The 24189-nt window shown below is 65.0% G+C and carries 28 protein-coding genes and 1 tRNA gene; 13 read left to right on the top strand and 16 right to left on the bottom strand.

The genetic code is table 11. From position 1 onward, the window contains the following. Positions 1-31: 31 nt before the first annotated feature. Positions 32-1282, bottom strand: coding sequence for a lytic murein transglycosylase (locus AC0WR5_RS06305; protein ID WP_475867702.1), 1251 nt, complete (start codon positions 1280-1282; stop codon positions 32-34). 142 nt (positions 1283-1424) lie between these two features. After that, on the bottom strand, positions 1425-1949 hold the full coding sequence (locus AC0WR5_RS06300) for a hypothetical protein (RefSeq protein WP_475867701.1): 525 nt from the start codon (positions 1947-1949) through the stop codon (positions 1425-1427). Positions 1950-2500: 551 nt separating this feature from the next. Between AC0WR5_RS06300 and AC0WR5_RS06295 the strand changes: the two genes are divergently transcribed. Beyond that, entirely contained in the window at positions 2501-3190 is a 690-nt protein-coding gene (locus AC0WR5_RS06295) for a hypothetical protein (protein ID WP_475867700.1), read from the top strand. Positions 3191-3208: 18 nt separating this feature from the next. Here AC0WR5_RS06295 and AC0WR5_RS06290 read toward each other — a convergent pair whose 3' ends face one another. Beyond that, entirely contained in the window at positions 3209-3916 is a 708-nt protein-coding gene (locus tag AC0WR5_RS06290) for a hypothetical protein (protein ID WP_475867699.1), read from the bottom strand. A gap of 225 nt (positions 3917-4141) precedes the next feature. Then, on the bottom strand, positions 4142-4396 hold the full coding sequence (locus AC0WR5_RS06285; RefSeq protein ID WP_475867698.1) for a helix-turn-helix domain-containing protein: 255 nt from the start codon (positions 4394-4396) through the stop codon (positions 4142-4144). A gap of 369 nt (positions 4397-4765) precedes the next feature. Here AC0WR5_RS06285 and AC0WR5_RS06280 point away from each other — a divergent pair, with 369 nt between their 5' ends. The 4 genes from AC0WR5_RS06280 (at position 4766) to AC0WR5_RS06265 (ending at position 8035) form a co-directional block, all read left to right on the top strand. Beyond that, positions 4766-5695, top strand: a complete 930-nt coding sequence (locus AC0WR5_RS06280; protein WP_475867697.1) for a LysR family transcriptional regulator — start codon at positions 4766-4768, stop codon at positions 5693-5695. A gap of 70 nt (positions 5696-5765) precedes the next feature. Next, the gene (gene speB, locus AC0WR5_RS06275) at positions 5766-6722 is read left to right on the top strand and encodes an agmatinase (protein ID WP_475867696.1); all 957 of its coding nucleotides are present in this window, start codon (positions 5766-5768) and stop codon (positions 6720-6722) included. Positions 6723-6891: 169 nt separating this feature from the next. Continuing rightward, a complete protein-coding gene (locus AC0WR5_RS06270; RefSeq protein ID WP_475867695.1) occupies positions 6892-7557 on the top strand; it encodes a glutathione S-transferase family protein in 666 nt (221 codons plus the stop codon). A 187-nt stretch (positions 7558-7744) separates the two neighbouring features. Then, positions 7745-8035, top strand: a complete 291-nt coding sequence (locus AC0WR5_RS06265) for an SH3 domain-containing protein (protein ID WP_475867694.1) — start codon at positions 7745-7747, stop codon at positions 8033-8035. A 235-nt stretch (positions 8036-8270) separates the two neighbouring features. Here the strand turns inward: AC0WR5_RS06265 and AC0WR5_RS06260 are convergent, their stop codons facing one another. After that, the gene (locus AC0WR5_RS06260; RefSeq protein ID WP_475867693.1) at positions 8271-9308 is read right to left on the bottom strand and encodes a GlxA family transcriptional regulator; all 1038 of its coding nucleotides are present in this window, start codon (positions 9306-9308) and stop codon (positions 8271-8273) included. A 96-nt stretch (positions 9309-9404) separates the two neighbouring features. Between AC0WR5_RS06260 and AC0WR5_RS06255 the strand changes: the two genes are divergently transcribed. Then, on the top strand, positions 9405-10151 hold the full coding sequence (locus tag AC0WR5_RS06255) for a class II aldolase/adducin family protein (RefSeq protein ID WP_475867692.1): 747 nt from the start codon (positions 9405-9407) through the stop codon (positions 10149-10151). An 800-nt stretch (positions 10152-10951) separates the two neighbouring features. Here AC0WR5_RS06255 and AC0WR5_RS06250 read toward each other — a convergent pair. Then, positions 10952-11878: a phosphatidylinositol-specific phospholipase C domain-containing protein gene (locus tag AC0WR5_RS06250; RefSeq protein ID WP_475867691.1), complete on the bottom strand. Its 927-nt coding sequence runs from the start codon at positions 11876-11878 to the stop codon at positions 10952-10954. Positions 11879-12108: 230 nt separating this feature from the next. On the opposite strand from AC0WR5_RS06250, the gene AC0WR5_RS06245 reads away from it, so the two are divergent. Then, positions 12109-12327: a hypothetical protein gene (locus tag AC0WR5_RS06245; protein ID WP_475867690.1), complete on the top strand. Its 219-nt coding sequence runs from the start codon at positions 12109-12111 to the stop codon at positions 12325-12327. A gap of 71 nt (positions 12328-12398) precedes the next feature. Here AC0WR5_RS06245 and AC0WR5_RS06240 read toward each other — a convergent pair whose 3' ends face one another. From AC0WR5_RS06240 to AC0WR5_RS06210, 7 genes are all read right to left on the bottom strand, one after another. Next, the gene (locus AC0WR5_RS06240) at positions 12399-13166 is read right to left on the bottom strand and encodes an SDR family oxidoreductase (RefSeq protein ID WP_475867689.1); all 768 of its coding nucleotides are present in this window, start codon (positions 13164-13166) and stop codon (positions 12399-12401) included. Further along, the gene (locus tag AC0WR5_RS06235) at positions 13157-13816 is read right to left on the bottom strand and encodes an isochorismatase family protein (RefSeq protein WP_475867688.1); all 660 of its coding nucleotides are present in this window, start codon (positions 13814-13816) and stop codon (positions 13157-13159) included. Before AC0WR5_RS06235 ends, AC0WR5_RS06240 begins: the two co-directional genes overlap by 10 nt. Positions 13817-13828: 12 nt before the next feature. Then, a complete protein-coding gene (locus tag AC0WR5_RS06230; RefSeq protein ID WP_475867687.1) occupies positions 13829-14845 on the bottom strand; it encodes an isochorismate synthase in 1017 nt (338 codons plus the stop codon). 516 nt (positions 14846-15361) lie between these two features. Continuing rightward, positions 15362-15607 (bottom strand): malate:quinone oxidoreductase, encoded by a 246-nt coding sequence (locus AC0WR5_RS06225; protein ID WP_475867686.1) that lies wholly within the window; start codon positions 15605-15607, stop codon positions 15362-15364. A gap of 35 nt (positions 15608-15642) precedes the next feature. Then, positions 15643-16080 carry a hypothetical protein gene (locus tag AC0WR5_RS06220; protein WP_475867685.1) on the bottom strand — a complete coding sequence of 146 codons (438 nt, stop codon included), beginning with the start codon at positions 16078-16080 and terminating at the stop codon, positions 15643-15645. Between the two features lie 80 nt (positions 16081-16160). Next, positions 16161-16236 (bottom strand) — tRNA-Thr (locus tag AC0WR5_RS06215). 69 nt (positions 16237-16305) lie between these two features. Next, on the bottom strand, positions 16306-18021 hold the full coding sequence (locus AC0WR5_RS06210) for an ABC transporter permease (RefSeq protein ID WP_475867684.1): 1716 nt from the start codon (positions 18019-18021) through the stop codon (positions 16306-16308). Between the two features lie 165 nt (positions 18022-18186). On the opposite strand from AC0WR5_RS06210, the gene AC0WR5_RS06205 reads away from it, so the two are divergent. Next, a complete protein-coding gene (locus AC0WR5_RS06205) occupies positions 18187-19071 on the top strand; it encodes a hypothetical protein (RefSeq protein WP_475867683.1) in 885 nt (294 codons plus the stop codon). A gap of 67 nt (positions 19072-19138) precedes the next feature. Here AC0WR5_RS06205 and AC0WR5_RS06200 read toward each other — a convergent pair whose 3' ends face one another. After that, positions 19139-19405 carry a DUF2312 domain-containing protein gene (locus tag AC0WR5_RS06200; protein ID WP_475867682.1) on the bottom strand — a complete coding sequence of 89 codons (267 nt, stop codon included), beginning with the start codon at positions 19403-19405 and terminating at the stop codon, positions 19139-19141. Between the two features lie 186 nt (positions 19406-19591). Between AC0WR5_RS06200 and AC0WR5_RS06195 the strand changes: the two genes are divergently transcribed. Beyond that, positions 19592-19807: a hypothetical protein gene (locus AC0WR5_RS06195; RefSeq protein ID WP_475867681.1), complete on the top strand. Its 216-nt coding sequence runs from the start codon at positions 19592-19594 to the stop codon at positions 19805-19807. 352 nt (positions 19808-20159) lie between these two features. On the opposite strand, the gene AC0WR5_RS06190 is transcribed toward AC0WR5_RS06195, so the two are convergent. Continuing rightward, positions 20160-20384 carry a hypothetical protein gene (locus tag AC0WR5_RS06190; RefSeq protein ID WP_475867680.1) on the bottom strand — a complete coding sequence of 75 codons (225 nt, stop codon included), beginning with the start codon at positions 20382-20384 and terminating at the stop codon, positions 20160-20162. 232 nt (positions 20385-20616) lie between these two features. Here AC0WR5_RS06190 and AC0WR5_RS06185 point away from each other — a divergent pair, with 232 nt between their 5' ends. Genes AC0WR5_RS06185 through AC0WR5_RS06170 form a run of 4 tightly spaced genes read left to right on the top strand, consistent with a single transcriptional unit; the run spans position 20617 to position 22845 of the window. Continuing rightward, entirely contained in the window at positions 20617-21495 is an 879-nt protein-coding gene (locus AC0WR5_RS06185) for an MBL fold metallo-hydrolase (protein ID WP_475867679.1), read from the top strand. A 55-nt stretch (positions 21496-21550) separates the two neighbouring features. Then, the gene (locus tag AC0WR5_RS06180; protein ID WP_475867678.1) at positions 21551-21976 is read left to right on the top strand and encodes a YeeE/YedE family protein; all 426 of its coding nucleotides are present in this window, start codon (positions 21551-21553) and stop codon (positions 21974-21976) included. Further along, positions 21976-22410, top strand: coding sequence for a DUF6691 family protein (locus AC0WR5_RS06175; RefSeq protein ID WP_475867677.1), 435 nt, complete (start codon positions 21976-21978; stop codon positions 22408-22410). Before AC0WR5_RS06180 ends, AC0WR5_RS06175 begins: the two co-directional genes overlap by 1 nt. Before the next feature lie 9 nt (positions 22411-22419). After that, entirely contained in the window at positions 22420-22845 is a 426-nt protein-coding gene (locus AC0WR5_RS06170) for a protein tyrosine phosphatase family protein (RefSeq protein ID WP_475867676.1), read from the top strand. Positions 22846-22919: 74 nt separating this feature from the next. Here AC0WR5_RS06170 and AC0WR5_RS06165 read toward each other — a convergent pair whose 3' ends face one another. Next, a complete protein-coding gene (locus tag AC0WR5_RS06165; RefSeq protein WP_475867675.1) occupies positions 22920-24185 on the bottom strand; it encodes a FliM/FliN family flagellar motor switch protein in 1266 nt (421 codons plus the stop codon). Positions 24186-24189 lie beyond the last annotated feature (4 nt).

Raw genomic sequence — 24189 nt, 5'->3', positions numbered from 1 at the left:
AGTCTGGCGACGCAGCCGTCGCCGGCAGGCCCTATCGTGCCAGGGCCCGCGCCATGGCGGCATCGGGAAAGCAGGTGGCCGCGCGGCCCTGCGCCTCCTGCCAGCGCCCGATCGAGCGGCGGGTCTTGAAGCCCACCAGGCCATCGGCCCCGCCCACGTCGTGGCCCTGCGCCTCGAGGCCCCGCTGCAGCGCCGCCACCTGCCCCCGCGACAGGCTGTCGGTGCGCGCCCAGGGCGCCGCGAACCCGCCCGAGCCGTACTGGATCCGGTCGCCCACATGCCCCACGAAGAGCGCGTAGACGTCGCTCTCGTTATAGGCCTTCAGCACGTAGAAATTGGGCGTGACCAGGAAGGCCGGCCCGGCGCGCCCCGCGGGCATCATCAGGAAGCCCTCGCCGCGGCGCTCGTTGCCCGGGAACGGCCGGCCGGAGACCCGGGTGATGCCCATCTTCTCCCAGTCCTCGATCCTGCGCCCCTGGTCCGGCCCCTCCAGCGTGCAGGAGACCGCCGCCGGCACCCGCACCTCGAAGCCCCAGTCGCGCCCCTTCTGCCAGCCGTGCCGGTCCAGGTAGCGGGCGATCGAGGCCAGGGTATCGGGCGCGGAGGTCCAGATGTCCTCGCGCCCGTCACCATCGCCGTCGGCGGCGTATTTCAGGAAGGACGAGGGCATGAACTGCGGCTGCCCCAGCGCCCCGGCCCAGCTGCTCTTCATGGCGCGCGGCGCCACGTGGCCCTGCTGCGCAATCTCGAGCGCGGCGATCAGCTCCTCGGCGAAATAGGGCGCGCGGGTCGACATGAAGGCCTTGGTGCCCAGCACCCGGAAGCCATCATGGGGGATCGCCGCGCGGCCATAGGCGCTCTCCTTGCCCCAGATGCCGAGGACGATGCGCCCCGGCACGCCGGTCCGGGCCTCGATCCGGGCCAGCACATCGGCATGGCGCGCGGCCATCTGCCGCCCCGTCGCCGTGGCCCCGGAGAGCGCGCTTTCGGTGAAATACCGCCCCGGGGCGCGAAACTCGGCCTGGTTCTGCACCTGCGGGCGGGCGCCGCCACCGGGCGGCACCAGGTCGGGCAGGTCCCAGTCGAGCGTGACGCCCGCGAATGCCGCCTCGAAGGTCGCCCGCGACACGCCCCGGCGCCGGGCGGCGGGCCAGACCTGCGCCTCGAGCCAGCCGCGGAACTGCGCCTCGACCGCCCCCCGGTCGAGCGCCGATGCAGGCCCTGCGGCCGGGCCCGCAAGCGCGAGGCAGAAGACGAGGATCAGGCAGATCAGGCGCGGCATGGAAATCTCCTTGCGGTGTCCCGGCCAGCCTAGCGCACCTCGCGGGCAAATGCGCGCCCCGGTTGCGCCCCCCCCCTCACGGCAAGAGGGGCAGCGCCTGCGCCCTGCCCCTCCCGTTCGCTCACCCGATCGAGGGGTCCGGTCAGCTTCCGGGGCAGCTCGCCGGCACGCTCTCGTCGAGCGAGGTCGAGACCGGGCTCATGTGGCCCTCGGTGATGCCCATCGGCTGGAACGGCGGCGTGGCCTGGGCCGAGGGGCTCGACAGCAGCAGCGTGTAGCAGCCGGCATAGACCTGGCTCGTGCCGTCGGTGTTCTCCGAGGAGATCGCCACCGGCTGATACCAGTAGTAGCTGCCGGCGCCCGGATCGGCCACGGCCTCGCCCAGCTTCAGCGAGACATTGGCCGTCTCCTCGTAGCCCTTCTCGAAGCCGGACCAGTCGGGGGCGTTCTCGGGGCGGTAATAGGACCAGGCGCGCAGGTATTCCTGGCGGTTGATGGCGTTGTAATAGCTGCTGATGACATCGCCGGCGGTCGAGCGGTCGTCCTCGTAGGTCGGCTCGGACTGCGCCAGCACGGGGGCGCTCAGCACCGGCGCCATGGCGGCGGCCAGGGCCAGGGCGGCAAGGGCGGAACGGGGCCTGCGGGCGGCAGGGATCATTACGGGCATTCGGGTCTCCTCCGAAGGGGGCGGCCGGCGCCGCGACGGTGCCGGCAGGGGGGCAGGATCGCGCGGCGCACCGAACCCGGCCGCCACGGAAGACAGAGGACCCCAGGGCGGCCTTTCGGGCAAGGCCCGCGGCCCCGGCCGGCCCCCGGCCGGGCAATTGGTCGCAGCCCGGCCACAGGTGCCGCAACGTCAGCGGCGGCTGCCGCCGCGCCGGCGGCCCGAATGACGCTGCGGCACCCGCCCCACTCGGGAAAACCGCCGAAAATTTCACCTCCGGGCACCGCGCGCGTCAGGAAATCTCGCTGCCCTGCCCCCTTCACGCCCTGCAGTGTCCGCCCAGCGGCTGCGCCTGCGGGCCGCATCCGGCGCCATATCCCGCCTCAGTCCGCAACACTGGCCGCCCATGGCCGCTTTGCAGTGGTATTTCGCTTTGCGTGTCCATTATTTAGGTCGCAGCAAAAGATCGCCTACGAGTCCTTGTGGTCTGGTCGCAGTTTCACCGCACCGCCGGAAGGACCGAAGCACCCTCAGACAGCGACATGGAGTATGGAATGGACACTATAGAGCGGGCGGCCCTGCTGGGGCAGCTTCAGCACGAATTGTACGAGGACGGGTACACCGTCGAGGAGATGAGCGACCTGCCCAGCGTGAACGATATGGTGACAGCCCTGGGCAAGCCCTATCTCACGCCCTTCTCCTCGCCCTTGCACAATGATTTCACCTCGCAGAACGTGATCTGGCTGCTCGGCAAGAAACATGGCGAACCGGTCTTCCTGGGCTGTGCGCGGCTCGAGGATCTCGGCACCGAGAGCGTCGCCTCCTACTGGCCGCGCATCATGTCGCGCCACTACGGCCCCGACCGCGACGGCCCGGTGATCCGGAACGTGCGCCCCGAGGTCTCTTCCCGGGTGGGCGGCAAGATGGTCTATTTCGGCGATCTGTACGTATCCCCAAAGGCTCGGGGCTCGCGCTCGACCCTGCGCTCGCTGATCCAGATCGGCCACCTTGCGGTGTCGCTGAAATGGAACCCCGACTGGACCTATTGCTTCATCCGCGAGGCCGACGTGCTGCGCGGGGCGGCGGCGCTCTACGGTTTTCCGGTGCTGATGCCGGCGCCCTTCGAATGGATCGATCCGCCCTACCCGCGCAACAGTTCCGAATGGCTCGCGGCGCTGCCGCGCTCCAGCCTGCTGCCGCAGGCGCGGGCCACGCTCCAATCCACGCGCAAGCTGGTCAAGTGACGCCTCCGCGATCATCGCTCAGATGATCAGCGACGAGAAGTTCAGAACGCTCTTTTCGCCTGCACCGTCCAGCACGCACAGGAGGGTGCGGGTGAAGTCCATCTTCACCTTCACCGGGCGGTTCGGCATCTGCACGTTCAGCGTTTCGACCGTGGCCAGCACCCCGCGCCGCGTCGCCTCCGAGTAATCCTCCACCCAGCGCACGCGCAATTCGCCCTCCGGCAGGGCATCGACGGCAGACTGCATCACGTCGACGCTGCTGGTGCCCATGGTCACCGTGGCCAGGCTGCGCGCGCCCAGGACCCGGACCGTGATGTTGGAATCACCGGCTTCGCAGGGGGCATAGACGTCGCAATAGGGCAGGATCTTCTCGAAAGCCTCGATTCGTCCGCCCGATTTCGCATGCAAACGCATCAGGCTGTCGACATTCGTGCGCTCGACAAGGTCGGCCATCTGCTGGGTCAGGGCGGCGACGGTATGGGTGACCAACGGCTCCGGCGCCTTGCCGGCCAGTTCATCCAGGCTGATTTCGATCAGCTCCGCTATCCTTGAGATTGCAAAGAAACCCGGGCCGGTTTTCGACGTGTCGAGCTTGCTATCATTAAGAATATTGTAAACCGTCTTGCGTCCGAGCTGCGCATCTTCCGACAGCTGCCAGACCTTTCCCTTGTACCGGGACCGCTCGATTGCCGCGCCCAACCGGGCTCGAAAACCTTCCATCTTCACTCACCGTTCCTAAATTCAGGAACCAGAATGATCTTGTTGACAGGTTTTTTCAAGAGGTCTATTCCTGAATTCAGCACTTCGGGGTAGAAGAAGTCTGCTGCCAGCGACGTACCGGTATCCAGTGTCCTGTTAACCATTATCAAGATGTCGCAAACAGTCTGAAGGAGGGGCCTACCCGACTAACGGCGTTCAAGAAGAGGCACGGGGGCATCCTCCCGGTCCGTATCAATCTTCGTCATGAAGATGGCTGCAGACCTCGGATGACACCTCAAAGCCCAACAGCACATAGGCCAGGCTTATGTCGTTCGCCGCGCAGACCTTCGCAAGGTTCTGCACCGTCGGTTCCCGCCCCTCCTTCAAAATCGAATGCAGGTAACCCTTTGCGAGGCCAGCCCGAATAGAGGCGGCACGCAGGGAGAGACCCTGCGTATCGAGCCGCGTTCTCAGGCGTCCCTTCATGGCGTCGCTGTCGTATTGCATGTGCAAGGTCGTGGTTCCGAAATGTCGCACGGATGCCTGACCCGGGGAATGCCCGAGTCATGCCCCGCCGTCGCGCGTGCTTCAAACTGTCGCCATTGAAGCATTCACTTAAATGGTTGTTCAAGGGGCAAGGTGCCCCCGCCCCGGCAATGCGCCCGCGATGCACGGCCCTTTGCCTCTGCGCGGGCGCCCCGACAGCCCCCCCTGCTCTCCCGCAGTTCCCCCCCGCGCGCCGGGCTTTCCCGCCTCCCCCGTTCCGATGTAGGAACGGCGCATCAGCCCGAAAGCCGCCGCAATGTCCCTGCCCTTCGACCTCTCCCGCCCACGTTTCCCCGCCTGCCCCCCCGCCTGCCCCCGCGGTGCCCGCTGATGCGGCTGGCCGGACGTGACCTGCACCTGCTGCGCGTCTTCGATGCGGTGGTGCGCCACCGCGGCTATGCCGGGGCCCAGGCCGAGCTCGGCGTCGGCGTCTCGACCATCTCGACCCAGATCACCCAGCTCGAGACCCGCCTCGGCATGACCCTCTGCCGCCGCGGCCGCACCGGCTTCTCCCTCACCGAGCAGGGCGAGGCCGTCTACCGGGAAACCCGCCTGCTGCTCGCCGGCACCGAGGATTTCGCCACCCGCATCGGCGCCCTGCGCGGCACGCTCTCGGGCACCCTGCGCATCGGCCTCGTCGATCACGTGGCCAGCGATCTCGCCTTCCCCCTGCCCGCCGCCATCGGCGCCCTGCAGCGCCGCGCGGATGCGGATTCGCTGCGCTTCGAGCTCTCCCAGGGCTCGCCCCGCACCCTGCAGGCCGATGTGCTCTCGCAGCGGCTGCACATGGCCATCGGCGCCTTCCCGCACCGTGTCGACGGGCTGGAGAGCCTCGGCCTGCACACCGAGACCCATCACCTCTACTGCGCGCCGGGCCACCCGCTCTGGGACGCCGCTGATCCCGAGGCCACTCCCGCCCTCGATCCCGCCCGCATCACCGCCCAGCGCAGCGTCGGCCGCAGCTACTGGCGCGAGGATCACGAGGGCCTGCGCGATTTCCCGAAAACCACCGCCATGGCCGAGGGGCTGGAGCCGCAGCTCATCATGATCCTCTCCGGCGCCTTCATCGGCTACATGCCCGATCATGCCGTCACCCACCTGGTGGCCAGCGACCGGCTGCGCGCCCTGCGCCCCGATCTCTTTGCCTACCATTGCCGGTTCGAGGCCCTCACCCTGCCCGATCCCGGCCCCACCACCCGCGCCCTGCTGCAGGAGTTCACCCGCCTGCAGGATGATCACTTCGACGAACATCAAACGTAACCCCGCCCACTTCGGTATTCATCAAGTGGCGCGGAACGCGTAGCCTCCCCTCAGACAAAAGGATGCTCCGATGACCGAACCCCGCTTCAACCAGCCGCTCGGCGGCAACACCATGCCGCGCACCGGCGGCCCCGCCACCATGATGCGCCTGCCCACCCAGGACAGCGCCGAGGGCCTCGATGCCTGCTTCCTGGGGATCCCCATGGACATCGGCACCTCGAACCGCCCCGGCACCCGCCTCGGCCCGCGCCAGATCCGCGACGAGAGCCGCATGATCCGCCCCTACAACATGGCCACCGGCGCCGCGCCCTTCGAATACCTGCAGGTGGCCGATATCGGTGACGTGCCGATCAACCTCTTCGACCTGAAGAAATCGGTCGACATCATCACCGCCCATTACAACGAGGTGCTCTCCCACGGCACCATCCCCCTGACGCTCGGCGGCGACCACACCCTGACCTGGCCGATCCTGCGCGCCATCAAGGAGCGTCACGGCCCCGTCGCCCTGATCCACGTCGATGCGCATTCCGATACCAACGAGGACATGTTCGGCGAAACCGTCGCCCATGGCTGCCCCTTCCGCCGCGCCTGGGAGGATGGCTGCCTGATCAACGACAAGGTCTTCCAGATCGGCCTGCGCGGCACCGGCTATGCCGCCGACGATTTCGACTGGGGCCGCTCCAAGGGCTGGACCTGCATCCAGGCCGAGGAATGCTGGCACAAGTCGCTGACGCCGCTGATGGCCGAGATCCGGGAGAAGATCGGCGATGCACCGGTCTATCTCTCCTATGACATCGACAGCCTCGACCCGGCCTTCGCGCCCGGCACCGGCACGGTCGAGGTCGGCGGATTGACCACCATGCAGGGGCTCGAGATCATCCGCGGCACCGCCGGGCTGAACCTCGTGGGCTGCGACCTGGTCGAGGTCTCGCCCCCCTATGATCCCGCCGGCAATACCGCCGTGATCGCCGCCAACTTCCTCTACGAGATGCTCTGCGCCCTGCCCGGCGTCGGCCGCAAGGCCTGAGCCTCTCCCGCTGATTGCCCCCCCCCCGCTGATCTGGCCCCGGTGCAGCACTGCCCCGGGGCCTTTTCATGCCCGGCCGCTGCCCATCAGGCCCCGGCCCGTCAGCCGGGAACCGCCGCCCGCCCCGCCGGATTTCGACAGCGGGCCGCGCATCGGCTATCCTTGCCCCATGGAACAGATCACCCTCACCACCTACGACTGGGTGCCAGAGCTGCCCCGTGGCCATGTCCGCGACCTGCGGCTTCGCTGGGCCCTGGAAGAGGCCGGCCTGCCCTACGAGGTGGCCACCACCCCCTTCCGTCAGCGTGGCCCCGATCACCTGCGCCATCAGCCCTTCGGCCAGGTGCCCTGGCTCACCGTCGGCACGCTTTCGATCTTCGAGAGCGGCGCCGCCCTGCTCCATGTCGCCGAGGCCTCCGGCATGCTGCTGCCCGACGATCCACAGGGCCGGCAGCGCGCCATCAGCTGGCTCTTTGCCGCGCTCAACTCGGTGGAAATGGCGGTGCTGCCCTTCACCGTCCATCAGTTCGCCGGCGACACCGATCAGACGCCGGGCCGGCAGGCGCTCGACCGTTTCCTCGCCGGGCGCCTCGATCATGTCGAGGGCTACCTCGGCGGTCCCGAGGGCGCGGGGCCCGCTCAGGCCCGCGACTGGCTCGCCGGCAGCTTCTCCATCGCCGATATCGCCATGGCCGACGTGCTCCGCCTGGCCGACCGCTTCGATGCCCTCTCGGGTCACCCGGCCTGCCGCGCCTATGTGGCCCGCGCCACGGCCCGCCCGGCCTTCGAACAGGCCTATCAGGATCAGCTCGCCCATTTCGCCGCAGCAGATTGATTGCCGCCGATTGATTACCGCCGATTGACCGGCCCCGCGCGCCCCTTCGGCAATTTCCCCGCCCCCCGGCGCCTCTGCCGATAGACCTCGGCGCCCCCTGCGGTAAGATCGGGACGAAGCGGCCGGCGCCCCTCCGGATTCGGCTTCGCTTCACGTCAGGCATCACAATAACGATCGAGGTCAGAGCATGCGCCGCGGCACCCTTCCCCTGGTTTTCTCACTCCTGCTTGTTGCGGGCTGCAGCAGCGGTCTTTCCGGCGGGCGCACCGTCGTCGAGGGCGCCGGCCCCGATGACCTGCTCAAGCTGCGGGCCGGTCCGGGGCTGGGCTACAAGGTCATCGTCGGCCTGCCCGACGGCACCGCGCTCAACCGCCACGACTGCGTCACCGAGGTGGGCCAGCTCTGGTGCAAGGTCTCGCTCGCCGATGCGCCCCATGTCCGCGGCTACGTCTCGGCGGATTACCTCTCCGGCAGCTGAGGCAGGCTTTTGGGGCCGCGTCCGGCCCCGCCCTCCTGCGCATCAGCGCACGATGGTGCGCCGGTGCGGGGTTCGGCTCCGCACCGACGTGATACCGACGCGATACCGACGTAATACCGACGTTGGGATCGGGCCTTTTCAGGCACTTGCAAAAACGCACAATGCCCCCATCTGGCAGCCCCGTGCGGCAGCCTCGTCGGGCGGTCCTTGGCGGCACGGCCTTGCGGCGGGGGCCCTACCCCGGCAACCGCCCGCCGCCGCCCCGCCGCCCCAGGGACCGCGCAGCACGGTCGCCGGCCGCCTGCTCGAGGCGGCTCTGGCGGGCCCGGGTGGGCGTCAGCCCGAACATCTGCCGAAAGGCCCGCGTCAGGGCACTGGCGTCGCGATATCCGCAGCGCGTCGCGACCTCGACCACCGGCAGGGCGGTCTGTTCCATCAGCCGCCGCGCCTCGCGCAGGCGCACACCCCGATAGAGGGCATCCGGCCCCTGGTCGAACCGGGCCCGGCAGGCCTGTTCCAGCGACCGCCGGCCAAGGCCCAGCTGGCGGGAAATCTCTTTGATTGAAAGGGGATCCTCGATATGGCGGCGCATGATCATCACCGCGGCCTCGGGCAGCCTGTCCCGGCGCAGCCGCTGCGCGACGGGCACCTCGCGCCCCGGTTCCTCGGTCATGTCCTGGTGCATGTAATAGGCCGCAAGTTCCAGCCGCAGCGCCGGCCCGTGCATTTCCTCGACCAGGTCCAGCAGCATCTCGAAAGTGGTCGAGGCCCCGCCGCAGGTGCGGATGTTGCCGTCGTGCACGACCCTTTCGCGGCGCACCTCGACCGCCGGAAAGGCCTCGGCCATGGCATCCCATTCATCCCAGTGGATCGTCGCCGGCCGCCCGTCGAGCAGGCCCGCCGCGGCCAGCAGCCAGCCGCCCGTGTCCATCCCGACGAGGGTGCCGAACCGCCTCTGGGCCGCCCGCAGCATCCTCCCGCAGGCCGCATCGGCCAGGGCCCTGTGATCAAAGCACGGCAGCACGAAGAGCATATCCCCGCCGGCCTGTTCCGAGAGCGGCCCTTCCGTCTGCACCTCGAGCCCGCTGGACGAGCGCACCGTGCCGCCCTCGGGGCTCAGGTACCGCCATTCATGCAACTGCCGCCCGGTCAGGTCGTTGCAGGCCCGCAGCGGCTCCACCGCCAGGCTCAGACAATGGTTCGAGAAGCGTGGGAACAGCAGGACCCCCACCTGAATGGGCCTCTCCGCTCCGCTGTCTTTCGCAATCTGCATGGTTTACGGCTCGAACTGCATGGAATTCTGCCCCTTTCTGCCTCAGACTCGGCCTGAATCACAACCCGAGCCAAAGTGCCGCCCCCCAACGGAGCCATGATGCAAGAAATCTCTGCCGAAGAACGCAAGACCCGAGAAGACCTGGCCGCCTGCTACCGCCTGGCCGCCAGGTATCGTTTCACCGACCTGATCTATACCCATATCACCGCCCGCGTTCCGGGCGAGGACGGGCATTTCCTGATCAATCCCTATGGCTGGCGCTGGGAAGAGATCACCGCCTCGTCGCTGGTCAAGATCGACGTCGACGGCAACAAGGTGGACGGCAGCCCGCATCGGGTCAATCCCGCCGGCTTCACGATCCACTCGGCGCTGCACATGAACCGCCATGATGCCGCCTGGATCATGCACACCCATACCCGCGCGGGCGTCGCCGTTTCCTGCCTGGAGGAGGGACTTCTGCCGCTGAACCAGATTTCCCTGCAGTTCCACAAACGTATCGCCTACCACGACTTCGAGGGGATCGCCCTCGACCTGGCCGAACGCGAGCGCATCGTGGCCGACATCGGCGACAAGCCGGTGCTGGTGCTGCGCAACCACGGTCTGGTCGCCGCCGGTCGGTCCGCGGCCGAGATGTTCAACAACATGTTCTACCTGGAGCGCGCCTGCGAGATCCAGGTGGCGACCATGTCCATGGGCCTGACCCCGCGCCTCGTGCCCGACGAGATCGGCAATCACGTGGTCGACCAATACGCCCAGATGAACGAGGCAGATGGCGACCTGATGCTGGAATGGGAGGCGCACCTGCGCTCCATCGAAGGCGTCGGCACCGACTACCGCAGCTGAAACGAAACGGGCCGGCCCGGCGCCGGCTCGTCATCGGCCCGCGCCCACCCGCGCATCCTGGCGTCCTTCCCCACTGTTCGTCCGGCCGGAGCTCCGGTTCGATCGGCAGGGCAGTAGTTCGGTGATCGTCGCAGGTGGGCCAGCGACGACGGAGGACGCCCCACTCCACCGCAGCGGCCTGTTGTGCCCATGCCTGTGCCTTAGGCTTCCGTCGCGCCGCCACAAGCCTGCCGCATAGACCGCGCGTCGTTGCCCCAAGGAGCTCTGATCGAGTTCGAGCTGATCCTTCAACCGTCGCCATGACTGTCCGTCCCACCGTAGAGCGGGCCGCCATGACCACGACGCCTGTCACCATCCGATGAGCGGCACGGTGCCCGCAGGCGGGCCGTCCCCGGCCCTGCAGGGGCACAGCACATCTTGCCGATGACCCTCATCGCGGGACGGAAGGCCCTCTCCCTATTGGTCCTGCAGCCAGGTCCGATCCGGGCACGCCGCAGCAGCGTACCACGCCGGATCGGCTCCTGGTACGGCGGGTCGCCTGGCCTTGGGTGATCGGCTGCAACCTTCCCGCGCCCCTCGGTCGGGTCCGTGCAGGCGCAGGCCTCGAGGCTTTCATCAACGCGATGCTGTCGTGATATCTCTCGGCCCTGCGCTTGCAGGCATCCACTCCCCGATCATGCTCCTTCGACGTCCCGCATGTCGAGATAATGACCGGGCACCTCCTGCTCGGTGAGTGGCATTGCGACAGCGTCCTGAAACGCCCCTGGCCGAGCCTGTGCTCCGCCCCTCCCCAGGAAGTCTCACCTGTTCAGGTCCCGGCAGACCTGAACGAGGTTGCTGGCTGATCCCGCATCGAGAAAGTCCATCATGACGATGTTCGGGGTCGCCGGAGCTCCCGGGCCAATGCTGTCTATCAGGCTGGCCGTCATGGGATTCGTCTGCGCAGCCAGCGCCTCCAGTGACCCGGGCATCCCCGGCACCAGGCCTTTTGCCGCAGTCGCGACATCCGGCGTCTGGATGGCTTGCAGACAATGCAACACGTCCCGATCGCGCGGCGCCGCCAGTTCCTCCGACATGGCATTGCTCAGCGCCGAGAGATCGTGAAGGTTGAACCAGTGGGACCGAAGCCGGGCTTCGCGGCTCCAGTAGGGAAAGTCGGTTCCCAGGTGCCGACGCACGTTGGAATAGAGCAGAACTACATTGCAGCCGGCGCTCGTGAAGGACATCAGAGTATCGCCCGGTGACAGATCGCCGAGGCCGAACATGCAGCTGCCCAGGTTGTCCCAGAGGATGTCGGCCAGGGCTTCGTGGTCGACCACGTAATCCCCACCGGTCAACGGAATGTCGATGATCAGGACCTCTCCGACAAACTGCGGTGAGCGCACGACCTCTCGCAGGGCATGCAGCTCCTCGAGAAGCGGCGTGGAAAAGAAGCTGTGGTGGAGCCAGAAGCTACCATCATCGCGCTGATAGATCCTGAGATCGAGAAAACGTGCGCCCCGCCGAACCTGCTCTGCCAGCGAAACGCCCTGCGCCCGAGACCACGCGGGGATCGCGGAGAGATGCAAATTACCGGCAAGTTTCATGCCGTCATCGGCCGACGGTGTCGGAGTGCTGTTCGATGTAATGGCATAGCTGCCTGAATCATGCGTTCCCGGCAGCACGATCCTGTTCAGCGGCCTTCGCAGAATTTCCATGCCCATGCCGGACATCCAGTCTATCGTCATCGCCACCTCTCCGGAGTGATTGAAGGAGCACCGGAGGGCCTGTGCCATCTCCGCCGCAGAGCGAGCAAAGCGGGCGAATGTTGCAACATTGTTAGAAACCGGCGAGAGCGAAACGCCCCCCGGAGCGACGCCCGGGTGCCGTCGCCTAGGCACCCCGGCCTCGCGCCCTCCGCCAGCGCCGACACCAAATGACCCTTGAGTTTTCCCCGCGGCAGAGCCAAGACGCAACCATGCGAGACGTTTACTGCAAAATCGACCGCGACGCCGGTATTTTCACACTGAGAACAGGGGATTGGTTCAACACCTACCCGCTGGATACGCTGGAGAGCTGGCTGGAATTCTACCGGTCGCAGCGCGTTCATTTTCCCAAGTCGGGCAATACCTACGACGCCACGATCCGCTTGCTCGAAGAGGGCCTGAAAGAATTGAACGGCAACGCCGGGACCTGACCGGAGGCGCCAATCCCCGTCATCACGGACAGGCCCCGCGCTGGCGGGGCCCGCCCTAAGCGACACATGTTCTAGGCCTTCAGCGTCGCGCCGCCATCCACGTAGAGATCCGCCATGGTGACGTGTCCGGCCTGTTCGGACAGCAGGAACATCGTGCTGGCCGCGATGTCCTGCGGCGTCGCGAGCTTGCCGAGCGGAATGCCGGTCTTGTGTCGGGAGAGGTTGCCTTCGATCACCGCGGCGCCCCCGGAGTCATCCGCCCACATGCCGGTCTGCATCGGGGTCAACGTCGAGCCGGGCGCCACGATGTTGCAGCGCACTCCCTTGGGGGCAAGTTCCAGGCCGAGGCAGCGGATAAACATGTGCAGCCCCGCCTTGCTCGCAGGATAGCTGCCCATGGCGAGCCTCGGGATGCCGGCAGAGTTCGACCCGATCGCGACCAGGCTGCCCTGCCCCTGCTGCACCATGTGGCGGCCCAGGGCCGTGGTCACATTGAAGGCCCCGGTCAGGTTCACGTCGATGGCCCGCTGCCAGTCCTCTGCAGTGGTCTCGAGCAATGCGCCCTCGGCCAGGATACCGGCAGCGAAGACGCCCATCCGCAACGTACCGAACATCGCGGTCGCGTCGCTGACGCAGGCCTCCACCTCCCCTGCCGCGCAAACGTCCAGCGCGCGCCAGGTCACCCCGTCGATCTCCGGCGCCGTCCTGATCGCGCCCGGCATGTCGGTGGCCAGGACCCGCGCCCCGGCCTGAGACAGCGCATGCACCACGGCAAGGCCGATCCCGCCTGCCGCCCCGGCGACCAGGGCAGCCTCTCCGTCGAAACCAGTCAATCGCATGGTCCATCCCCCAGGCTTGCAATCACCTGCTCGGCTCCCAGCACGACGCCCGAGCAATTCGCGACCCAGTCAACGGCTTGCCTGTGCCTCGCCTCCGAGAAATCGGCCAGCGCATCGGCGACGAAGAAGGGTTCGATATCGCGTTGAAAGGCCTCCGTGGCCGTCGCAAGGCATCCGATATGGGCGTAGATCCCGGTGATCAGAAGCTGATCCCGCCCCCGCGCCCGCAAGAGATGATCCAGGTTTGAACGCTGAAAGGCGCTGTAGCGGTGCTTGAGGAGCGTGATATCCCCCGGTTGCGGGGCGAGTGGTGCAATGATCTGCTCATGTTCGACAATCGCGCGCATCCCGGGGCCCCATAGCGCGCCCTGAAGGCCGCGATCTGGCCCGAACTGGTCGCCCTTCTGTGCGGTGTAGAAAACCGGAATCCCCATGGCCCGGGCCGCCTTGGCGATCCGGCCGATTGCCGGCACGGCCTGTGCCAGGGCACTTTCTCCCCGCAGGAGGGCATCTTCTCCGTAGGCCGCGCAAAAATAGGACTGCATGTCGTGAATCAGCAGCGCCGCCCGGGCCGGCGCGAGCACGAAGGGAGCGCGCGAAACCGGCAGGTCACGGGGCAGCGCATAATCTGGAATTCGGGGCAGGCTCAATGGTGTCTCCGGTCAGAGGGTCGTGTCGATGCCAAGCGCATCACGCATGGCGGTGAATTTCGCGCGCGTCTCGGCGATCTCGGCTTCGGGCGTGCTGGCCGCAACGATGCCCGCGCCCGCATGCAGGCGTGCACGGCATCCGTCGAGCACGGCGCAGCGCAGCGTCACGTACCAGGTGCCGTTGTCCTCTGCGTCGAGCCAGCCCAGCGTGCCGGCGTAAAATCCGCGAGGTTCCGGCTCGCAGTCGGCAATCAGCTCAAGCGCCGGTGCCAGCGGCGCGCCCGCCACTGCGGGCGTCGGGTGCAGGCGGCGCAACAGGGTCAGGCAGGGCGTCTCCGGATCCCGCAGCCTGCCACGGATTTCCGTGCCCAGGTGCCACATGCTTGCCGTGCGTTGAAGCGAGGGTCGGGCCGGCACGTCCAGCGTCGCGCAGAATGGCAGGAGCACATCGTGAATATACTCGACCACATGCCGATGTTCGGCCAGGTCCTTGTCGGAATTGAGCAGATCGGCCCCGATCCGCGCGTCGTCCTGGGTGTCGGCACTGCGCCGGGCAGATCCCGCCAGAGGATGCGACATGACCTCAGCCCCGCGCTTCTCCAGCAGCACCTCCGGCGTGGCCCCCACCAACCACTCCGGGGTGCCCTCCGGTCGCGGCAGAGGCAGGGCATAGCTCGTGACATGCGCGTCGCGACCGAGGCGCTCTGCCACGGCAAGCGGATCCACGGGGCGATCGGTGAGATATTCCAGGGCGCGTGCGAGGACGACCTTGCGCAGCTCCGACGCGGGATCCGACAGCTTCGCAACCGCCCGGGCAACGGCAGCGCCGTAGATCTCGGGAGCCGGCAAGCGCACCAGGGACTTGCCCCTGCCCGGCGCAGAGCCCTCCGCGACCAACGGTCGCTTGGGAGATATCCCGTAGATCCAGCCCGGCTGCCCCGGCGCAAAGGGGAAGGCCCCGACACGAAGCATGCCCTTGTGACCATCGCTGTTCCGGGCAAATGCCTCCATCGTGCCATGTGAAACCATTTCGACATGCCCGTGCAGATCGCCGAGGCAAATCGGCGCTCCGGTACATTGGTCATGTCTGGTGAGTTCGGTCGCGTGATGTCCCAAGGCGTCTCGCTCCTGACGGGCTCTCGCTGTTGCGAGAGCGTTTCACGGATGCCTGCCTGCGGGTCGGTACCTATGAGCGCTGCCTAACCCGACAATAATAGTCGGTCAATCATCGGCATGGCGTCGGTCGGCCGTTTTCGGCTGAAACAGCCTGTCGTCCGAAGACTTGGATCCCACGAGATGTCTGGGCCCATTGCTTGGTTTGGCCGAGGAACCATGAAGATCCACGGCTGGAACTTTCGCCCCTGGCCGCCTCCAGCACAGGAGAAAAGGTGCCTCGGCACGCCGATCCCCGGCTGGGATGCCTCTTGCGGCGCATGTGCTCGAACTTGCGGATATCACCTGAAACCTACCGGACGCCATTCGCCGGGGCCGCATCCACCCGCAGGGTTTGCCGCGCCAGGCCATGCCCTGGCGCGGCGTGTTTCTTCAGAGAGGCATGTCCGGCACGCTCTGCACTTGCCCCGCGGCACCTGTCTCGCCGATCAGGGACCGGTCGACCGTCGGCATCGGGGTCGCCAGTTCGAGCAGCTCGGCAGTCTCGCGCCATTCGGCTTCGAGCGCATCCGGGGCGTCGTTCAGTTTCGTGCCATAGCTCGGGATATTGGCCCGGAGGCTTTCAGACCAATCCCCCGCAACTTTCTCCGGGAATACTTGGGCGATCAGGTTCAGCATGATCGGTGCAGCCGTCGAGGCGCCCGGCGATGCCCCTAGGAGAAGATCGAAGGATCTCTTGGCGGGCCTGTTGGAAAGCTTCGCGGCCCGTTGCTGAGGGGGCAGCTGGACAGCTTCGGACTGGATAGCCTGCGTTGATGCTGGAAACGCCCCTGCTCGGCCTCCATGTCCACCGGACAAATCCGGATATCCGAAGGCTTCGCCAAGCCGTGGTCGATAGCGGCCTTCTGCGCCATCTCCCATTTTATCTGATCACCGGAAACCGTCGTCTTGCAGGCGGCCATGGCCTCGAACCGCTGATGCTCGATATCGTGGTTCCTGAGATAAACCTCCGGGTTTTTCGAGTTCAGGGACCACTCGAAAGCCGACCGTCCAAAGACATCTCTCAGATCCTCAGGAACGCGTCTCCGGCACTTGGCATTTGCCATCTCCGTCGACGGCTTCAGGTGCTTTCTTTCCAAGACGACTCTCATTCCCGCCACACCCCAATGTGTAGCGTTCGTGTAGTGTTTCCCCAATAACACCATGAAAGCACAGCAATTTCAATGATTTCTGGTGCCCCCACACGGACTCGAACCGCGGACCCACTGATTACAAATCAGTTGCTCTACCAGCTGAGCTATAGGGGCATTGGCCGACCGTTTACGCGGATGAGGCAGGCCGATCAAGAGGTTTCAGAACATCATCGCCGTGTCGGTTCAGCGGTTTGTCCATGCAAGAAGGGCAACCGCGCAAAGGCCCACCAGCATGACAAGAAGGGCTGCGGGGGCCGCTTGGCCCAGTTGCTCGAGGCTCGCCTTTTCATAGACCCGCGTCGAGAGTGTGTCGTAATTGAAAGGGCGCAGCAGCAGTGTCGCCGGCAATTCCTTCACGCCATCGACAAAAACGAGCAACAGTGCCGAGGCCAGAGATCCACGGATCAGGGGGAAGTAGACCTCGCGCAATACCGCGCCCCGGTCTCGCCCGAGAGACCGCGCCGCCATTGGCAGCGACGGTGATACGCGCCCCATCGCCCCATCTGCCGCCCCCTGCGCAATGGCGAAGAAGCGTACGCAATAGGCAAGGATGATGGCGAAACTGGTGCCGGTCAGCATCAGGCCCGGATCCGTTCCGGTAATCCGGGTGATCGCGTCGGCCAGCTGATGATCAAGCCCGGCCAGTGGAATGAGGATGCCAACCGCCAGAACGGCGCCCGGCGCGGCATAGCCGATGGTCGTGATCGGCATCAGGAGGCGCGGCAGCATCGCGCCGGAAAGACGCACGCCATAGACGAGAAAGACCGCAGCCAGGACAGTAATCACCGAGGCCAGGCCGCAGACCCAGAGCGTATGGCCAAAGGCCCGGATCAGCGCCGGATCGCTGAACCCTGACGCGAACTGACCGAAGGAATGCGAGAGAATTACCAAGAACGGCAAAAGAAACCCCATCGCGAAGGGCAGGACGCAGGCAAGGGTCGCCGCCCAGCCCAGCCAGCCGACAAGCTCTTGCCGGACGACCGGGCGGTGACGGCTGGACAAGGCATAATGCCTTTGCCGCCGGCGACTGACACGCTCGAGAATGACGAGAACGATGATGAGGCCGAGGATCACGCAGGCGATCTGTGCGGCGCCCCCGGCGTTGTAGCTCTGAAGCCAGACAGAGAAGACACCCGTGGTCAGCGTTTGAACGGCGAAATAATCTACCGTGCCGAAATCATTCACGGTCTCCATCATCACGATTGCAATGGCAGCGGCGATGGCCGGACGTGCCATCGGCAGCCCGATGCGCCAGAAACGACCGAAGGCTCCTGTCCCCAAAGAACGGGCAACCTCTTCGCCACCGGCGGATTGCTCGCGGAATGCGGCCCGGGAGAGCAGATAGACATAGGGATAAAGAGAGGCAGACAGGACCAGTATCGCGGCGCCCATCGAGCGTATTTCCGGAAACCAGTAATCCCGCGCAGAGGACCATCCGAACACCTGGCGCAGGCCGCGTTGTACAGGCCCTGCGTACTCCAGGAAGTCGACAAGCGCGTAGGCACCGATATATGCCGGGATCGCAAGCGGCAGCAGCAAAAGGTATTCAAGCCAGCAGGCGGCAGGAAACCGATAGCGCGTGACGAGCCAGGCCGCCCCGGTGCCGATGGCACCTGTCAATCCCCCGACACAGATCATCAGGATGACAGAATTCGCCAGGTAGCGCGGCAGTGTCGTTGCCACGAGATGAGGCCAGATGTTGTTCTCGGGGTGAAAGGCCGTCCAGATCACCGAGATGATCGGCCCCATGACAACCATTGCGATAAGCAGCGCGCCGATCGACCAGGGCGATGGAATGGGCAGCCGGCGCAAGACCGCGGGGCCGGACCCGCGTGGGGTGCCGTTCAGGGGTCCGGAGGCGCTGGATGTGGCCTTGGAGGCATTCGGAGCAGTCTGCATGTGGCTTCGTTGCCCGAAACCGCTTTGCCTGTCCAGATGGCCCCCGTATAAACATCGTCAAAGCAAGTCGGAGCCGCCGCCCCGCAGCCAGAAGATCAGACTCCCTGGCCCCGACATGGTGGTATCCGACGCAAGCGGCCGGATGAGAGCCAGAGCGAGGTAGAGATGCAGATTGTCCTTCATGCCGGCGTGCACGCCACAGACGAAGACCGGATGATCAAGTGCCTGCTCCGCAATAAGGCCGAGTTGATGGAAATCGGCACGGCCGTGCCTGGCCCCTCGCGGTACCGCAGACAATTGCGTGATGCCATGCAGGAGGTTGCCAAAGCGCCCGCTGCTCCGCTGGTCCGTGACAACCTGCTGAGCCTGATGGTGGAACAAACGGGCATGTCGCGCGTGGTCTTGTCCCACGACAATTTCTTCTGCGTCCCCAAGCTCGCCGTCAGCAACAACCGCTTTTACGAACGTGCAGAGCAGAAGCTCGCAGATTTCTGTTCAATATTCTCGCGGCAGGACGATGAGGTCGAATTGTACCTGGCGCTGCGAAATCCCGCCACCTACTTGCCCGAGGTATTCGACGCCTCCCCTGAAACCGACTTCGGAGCGTTCCTCGGCCAGACAAACGCCTTCAGCCTGCGCTGGTCCGAAATGCTTCAGCGGATTCGCGAGGCCGTTCCGAACCTGCCCATCACCGTCTGGTGCAACGAGGATACGCCACTTCTCTGGAACGAGCTGCTCCACCGCATCGGAAACATGCCGCTTCGGGGCGCGAGGATGAACGGCGCCTTTGCAGTCGTTCGCGAGATCATGTCGAAAGAAGGCATCGCCACCCTCATCGCCTATGAGGCGGAACATCCAAACCTGACCGAAGACCAGCGGCGTCAGGCCATGGTGGCCTTTCTGGACAAATTTGTCATTCCCGAGGCCATCGAACAAGAAATCGATCTGCCCGGCTGGACCGAGGAGACGGTTGGAGCGATGACCGACAGCTACGAGGAAGACCTTCTCAAGATTGAGGCGATGCCGGGCATCACCATGCTGCAGACCTGATATTCAGGTTCCTCGTCCCCACGGGCAACCGGCCGGGCCCCTGCCCCGCCGGTACACCCGTAATCGCTCAGCTCATCCCGAGCGCTTCCTTGTACATCTCGAGGACGGCTTCTTCCTCGGCAATGTCGTTGGCATCACGCTTGCGCAGGGCGATGACCTTGCGCATGACCTTCGTGTCATAGCCGCGGCCCTTGGCCTCAGCCATGACTTCCTTTTGCTGATCCGCGATGTCCTTCTTCTCGGCTTCGAGCCGCTCATAGCGCTCTATGAACTGGCGCAGCTCGCCAGCTGTCACGCGGTAGTTTTCCAGCTTCGTTTCTTCTTCGAGATCCATGGGTCTTCCTTGCGTCCCTGAATTGCGTTCCGGCGGCGGCAGCGTCCTTTGCTAACGACCGGCGGTGCCTGCCGCAAGGGTCTAATGCGCCGCCCCGAGGCTTGCAACGAAGCGCTTCCTCCTTTAGGCGCAGGCAAACATGCCGGTTCCGCCCCGGCAACGGCTCATCAGGAACGGGATAGACACATGGACTGGCTGATCTGGACTGGCGCAGCTCTCTCTGCAATCGGGCTCTGCTCGCTTGTCTGGTCTATCGTGATGGTCATGCGTGCCAAGCGCGCCAATCTCGAAGACACCGAGATGCGTGTCGCCATCGGCAAGGCAATGCCCTTCAACATGGGTGGCCTGTTCCTGTCGGTGATCGGCCTCATGATGGTGATCTTCGGCATTTCCATGGGCTAAACGACCGCGTCTCGCGCCGCTTTCCTCACGTCGATCCCCAAAGGCAATTTTTAGGCAAATTTCCGCAGGACGGGGCCGAATTTAGGCTGCGCTGCGCCCGAGCGCCAGTCGCTCTCCTACGCCGAGGTGAGCTTGCGATTCGGCAAAGACGTCACGGAGGCACGCAATCGGGCAATGCCGCACAGCAGCGAAACTCGTTGGTAATCCAACATAATTTCCGACATCTGCAATTCACCTTATGCAGGAATTACCGCCTCTCCCCCGCCGTCCTGCCATGAAAAACCCGCCACGAAATGACCGTGGCGGGCCGCTTTTCGGTCGTTCCCCACAGGGAACCTACCTATCGGTCGTCTCAGATCGGCATGTTGTCGAAACGAGATTCAATCGCTTCATTGGTCAAATCTTCCTGCATCTGGCGCAAAGCAGGCGGAACGGAAAGCCCCTTGCGGGAATAGTCGCCGATCAACTCGTGCAACTTGGAAAGATGGAGATGCCTTGCGCCCGGCTGGGTCCCCGAAATCAGAGTGGACACGTCAGAGTATTTCCGGTCGAGCTCCTGTAGTGTGATGGGTGCCATGTCGTGGTCTCCTCCTAGACTGGGAAGAAAATGCCGCAGCGCAGTGGAACGCTGCGAAATATTCCTCTCTTTGCGTGACAAGGCCGGTCGGTCCTCCATCCGGATCCGGCTCCTGAACTATACCCAAAGCGGCAGAGTGCGACCAAAGAAAAACTTGCACGTGAAAGTGCCATCACCCTTGCATCACATTCCATTTATGCTATATGTAAACCCAAGAGATCAGGAGGTCCCTATGAAACCCGACGTTACCGCGTTCTTTGACGAAGCGACGAACACCATTTCCTATGTTGTGCGCGACCCTCAGGGCAGCGCCTGCGCCGTGGTCGATTCCGTGCTGGATTTCGACTACTCCTCCGGCAGGACGGACACCCGTTCCGCCGACGCGATCATCGCGTTCATCAAGGAGAAGGGCTGGGATGTTCAGTGGCTTCTCGAAACACATGTCCACGCCGACCACCTCTCGGCCGCGCCCTATATCCAGGAGCGGCTCGGCGGCAAGATCGGCATTGGCGACCAGATCACCGTGGTCCAGGATACCTTTGGCAAGGTCTTCAACGAGGGCACTGAGTTCCAACGTGACGGCAGCCAGTTCGACCAGCTCTTCCGCGAGGGCGACGCTGTCCATATCGGACAGATGCGCGTCGACGTGCTTCACACCCCCGGACATACGCCTGCCTGCCTGACCTATGTCATCGGCGATGCGGCCTTTGTGGGCGACACGCTGTTCATGCCCGACTTCGGCACGGCGCGCTGCGACTTTCCGGGCGGCTCTTCAGAGGTGATGTTCAGCTCGATCCAGAAGATCCTGGCGCTTCCCGACGAGACACGCATCTTCGTGGGGCACGATTACAAGGCCCCGGGCCGCGACGAATACGCATGGGAGACGACCGTCGGCGAGCAGAAGGCTCTGAACATCCATGTTGGGCAGGGAAAATCTGCCGAAGACTTCATCAAGATGCGCGACAGCCGCGATGCGACCCTGGCAATGCCCAAGCTGATCATCCCGTCACTGCAGGTGAACATGCGGGCGGGTCACATGCCCGAGCCCGATGAAAAGGGTGATGTCTTTTTGAAGGTGCCAGTCAACAAGCTCGGCGCGCCAAAGCACTGAACAAACCGGGCGGCCCGCTCCCCGCGGGGCCGCCTATTCTCTGAGGGAAACTCACATGCAAATCGACTGGATTTACGGTCTGATCGGCGGCCTGCTGATCGGGCTGGGAGGAGCTGTCTACCTCCTTGGAAATGGCCGCATCATGGGTGCCAGCGGCATCATCGGCGGGCTGGTTGACGGTTCCGGCCGTTCCAACTGGCTAGAGCGTGCCCTGTTTCTGGCCGGCGTCTTCGGCACGCCGATGATCCTCAAGGGCTTTGTCGGTCACCCAGAAACACACGCGACACAAACGGTTTGGGTTCTTGTTGCCGCCGGGCTTCTCGTGGGCATCGGCACGCGTATCGCCAACGGCTGCACCTCAGGGCACGGCGTCTGCGGGATTTCGCGCCTTTCACTGAGGGGCATGGTTGCCACCGTCTTCTATATCCTGGCTGGCGGCGTCTCGATCGTCCTCTTCCGCCACATCCTGGGAGTGATCTGATGCAAAAGCTCATCGCGTTGATCGCCGGCTCACTCTTCGGTGCCGGCCTCTATATCTCTGGCATGACCAACACCGAAAAGGTCCAAGGCTGGCTCGATGTCTTCGGCAATTGGGATCCGACGCTGGCCTTCGTCATGGGCGGTGCCATTATTCCCATGGCAGTCGCCTGGCAGCTGACCAAAATCACGCGCCGGCCGCTTGCGGGGTCCTCCTTCCCCCCTGCCCCGATGCAGGAGCTGGACCGCAAGCTGATCATCGGCTCCGTGCTGTTCGGTGCCGGCTGGGGTCTTGCCGGCTTTTGCCCAGGTCCGGCAGTGGCGTCGCTCAGCTTCGGCGGCTGGCCTGGTATCGTCTTCCTCGTCGCGATGCTCGGCGGTATGCTGTTGGCGCCGCCCTTGCGCGCCCGGCTGGACAGCTACGTCCCCGCAGAATAGGATTCGGATATGGATATTCGTCAGATCACCCCAAGCTACTCCGTCACCCCGCAAATCGACATCAAAGATCTTTCGGCCATCAAGGCCGCCGGTTTTGCGCGGGTCATCTGCAACCGTCCCGATGTCGAGAACCCGCCCGAGCTGCAGGCCGCCGCGATGGCAGAGGCCGCAAAGGCCGCGGGGATCGATTTCGCTGTGCTTCCGCTGACACATGATACGATGACCCCCGAGAACATCGCACGTCAGAAGGAACTGATCGAGACCGCCGCCGGGCCGGTCTTGGCCTATTGCGCCTCGGGAACCCGGAGTTCGGTCGTCTGGTCCCTTGGCCAGGTGACGGCCGGAGCCGGGGTCGAAGAGACCCTCGGCGCGGCGGCAGGAGCCGGGTACGACCTGTCTGGCCTGCGCCCCCGACTGGAGCAGATCGCAGGCTGATCCGTTCCTGTGAAACAGGCAAGAACGCCCGGCACCGAAAGGTGACCGGGCGTTCTTGTTTCTACGCGACAGGCTCAGTCGTCGAGCGGAGGTAGATCAGGGAGGTCGGCCATCGACATCGAAGGAAATCCGTCGTCATCCCCCCCCAGCTCAGGCAAATCCGAGAGGTCAGGCAAATCCTCGAGCGGCGGCAAATCCCCCATCGGAGCCAGGTCCCCGAGCGGTGGAAGATCATCATCAAAGGACGAGGCATCGCCACCGAGCGGCGGCAGATCCGGCAGATCACCGTCGTCGAGGGCTGGCAAATCGGGAAACCCGCTATCTTCCATTGCTGGCGCCAGCGGAGGAAGTCCGGGGAGATCCGGGTAGCCGCCCTCGTCCTGCTGAAATCCTTCCATCGAGCCGTCTTGGTCCGTGCTGCCGAAGCTTTCGTCCATTCGGCCGCCCACCATGTTGCGTGCCTCGGCAAGCTCCTCCATCGTCAGCCGCACGGCACGGAACCCGTTGACCTGCCCCAGGCGCACATGCCCGAGGCAAGTGCCACGTCCGGTTGCTTCCAGTCGTGTCTCCGAGAGCGCCTCTCGCGGCACGGGGATCAGGTCACCGACCTTCAGGCGGCTGATCTCGGAGAGAGGCAGGCTGACGCGATGAAGAATCGCGTCAATCGAGGCAGGCGCACCCATGACCGCATCGCCAAGGTTCGCCTTGGAGGCGGTGCCATCCCGCAGATCAAGCTCCAGGTCACTGAGCTTGGCGCGGTCCTGCAGGGCCAAGACCATGTTGCCCTGCTTGACGCCACCAAGGTCCAGGTTGAGGCGGAAGACGTGGAAATCCGGCGCCTCGAGAGCCAGGGCAAGCAAGCGCTTGTTCTCGATCCGGACGCCAAAGGAATATCCCGGCACCCAGTGCATGTCGCGCTCGCCTTCCAGCATCATCGCAAGGCGCAGGAGGACATCATCGATCACCGGCGCCACCAGGGCCGCATCCGTTGCCGTGGTCGGCCGAGGGTCCGGCTCCAGTGGGCTGACCCGCCCCATCGTGCTCTGCTCGACGAGGGCCGCCGTTGTGGACAGATCAAAGCCCAGCACGCCAGAGCTGTTGTCGGCCCCATCAAGCAAGATAAGGAGTTGTTCGTCGGACAGCATCTCGAGCATCTGCTCGACCGTCACGAACTCATACTCGGCCGATCTCACCACGAGGGAGAGATCCAGCAGTTCATCCGCGCTCTTGGACAACGCGAGCCGCAGAGCCTTAACAGGCGACATCGCCCGGGCCTGGTAGACCTCGCGCGCAGCTACCGCCTTTCTGCGCAGCACTGCATTTGAATTGCCGTTCGCCATATAC

The organism is Pseudooceanicola sp. DL12, assembly GCF_056270665.1.
Note: the sequence above shows the minus strand (reverse complement) of the source record. Positions and strands in the feature narration are given on the sequence as shown.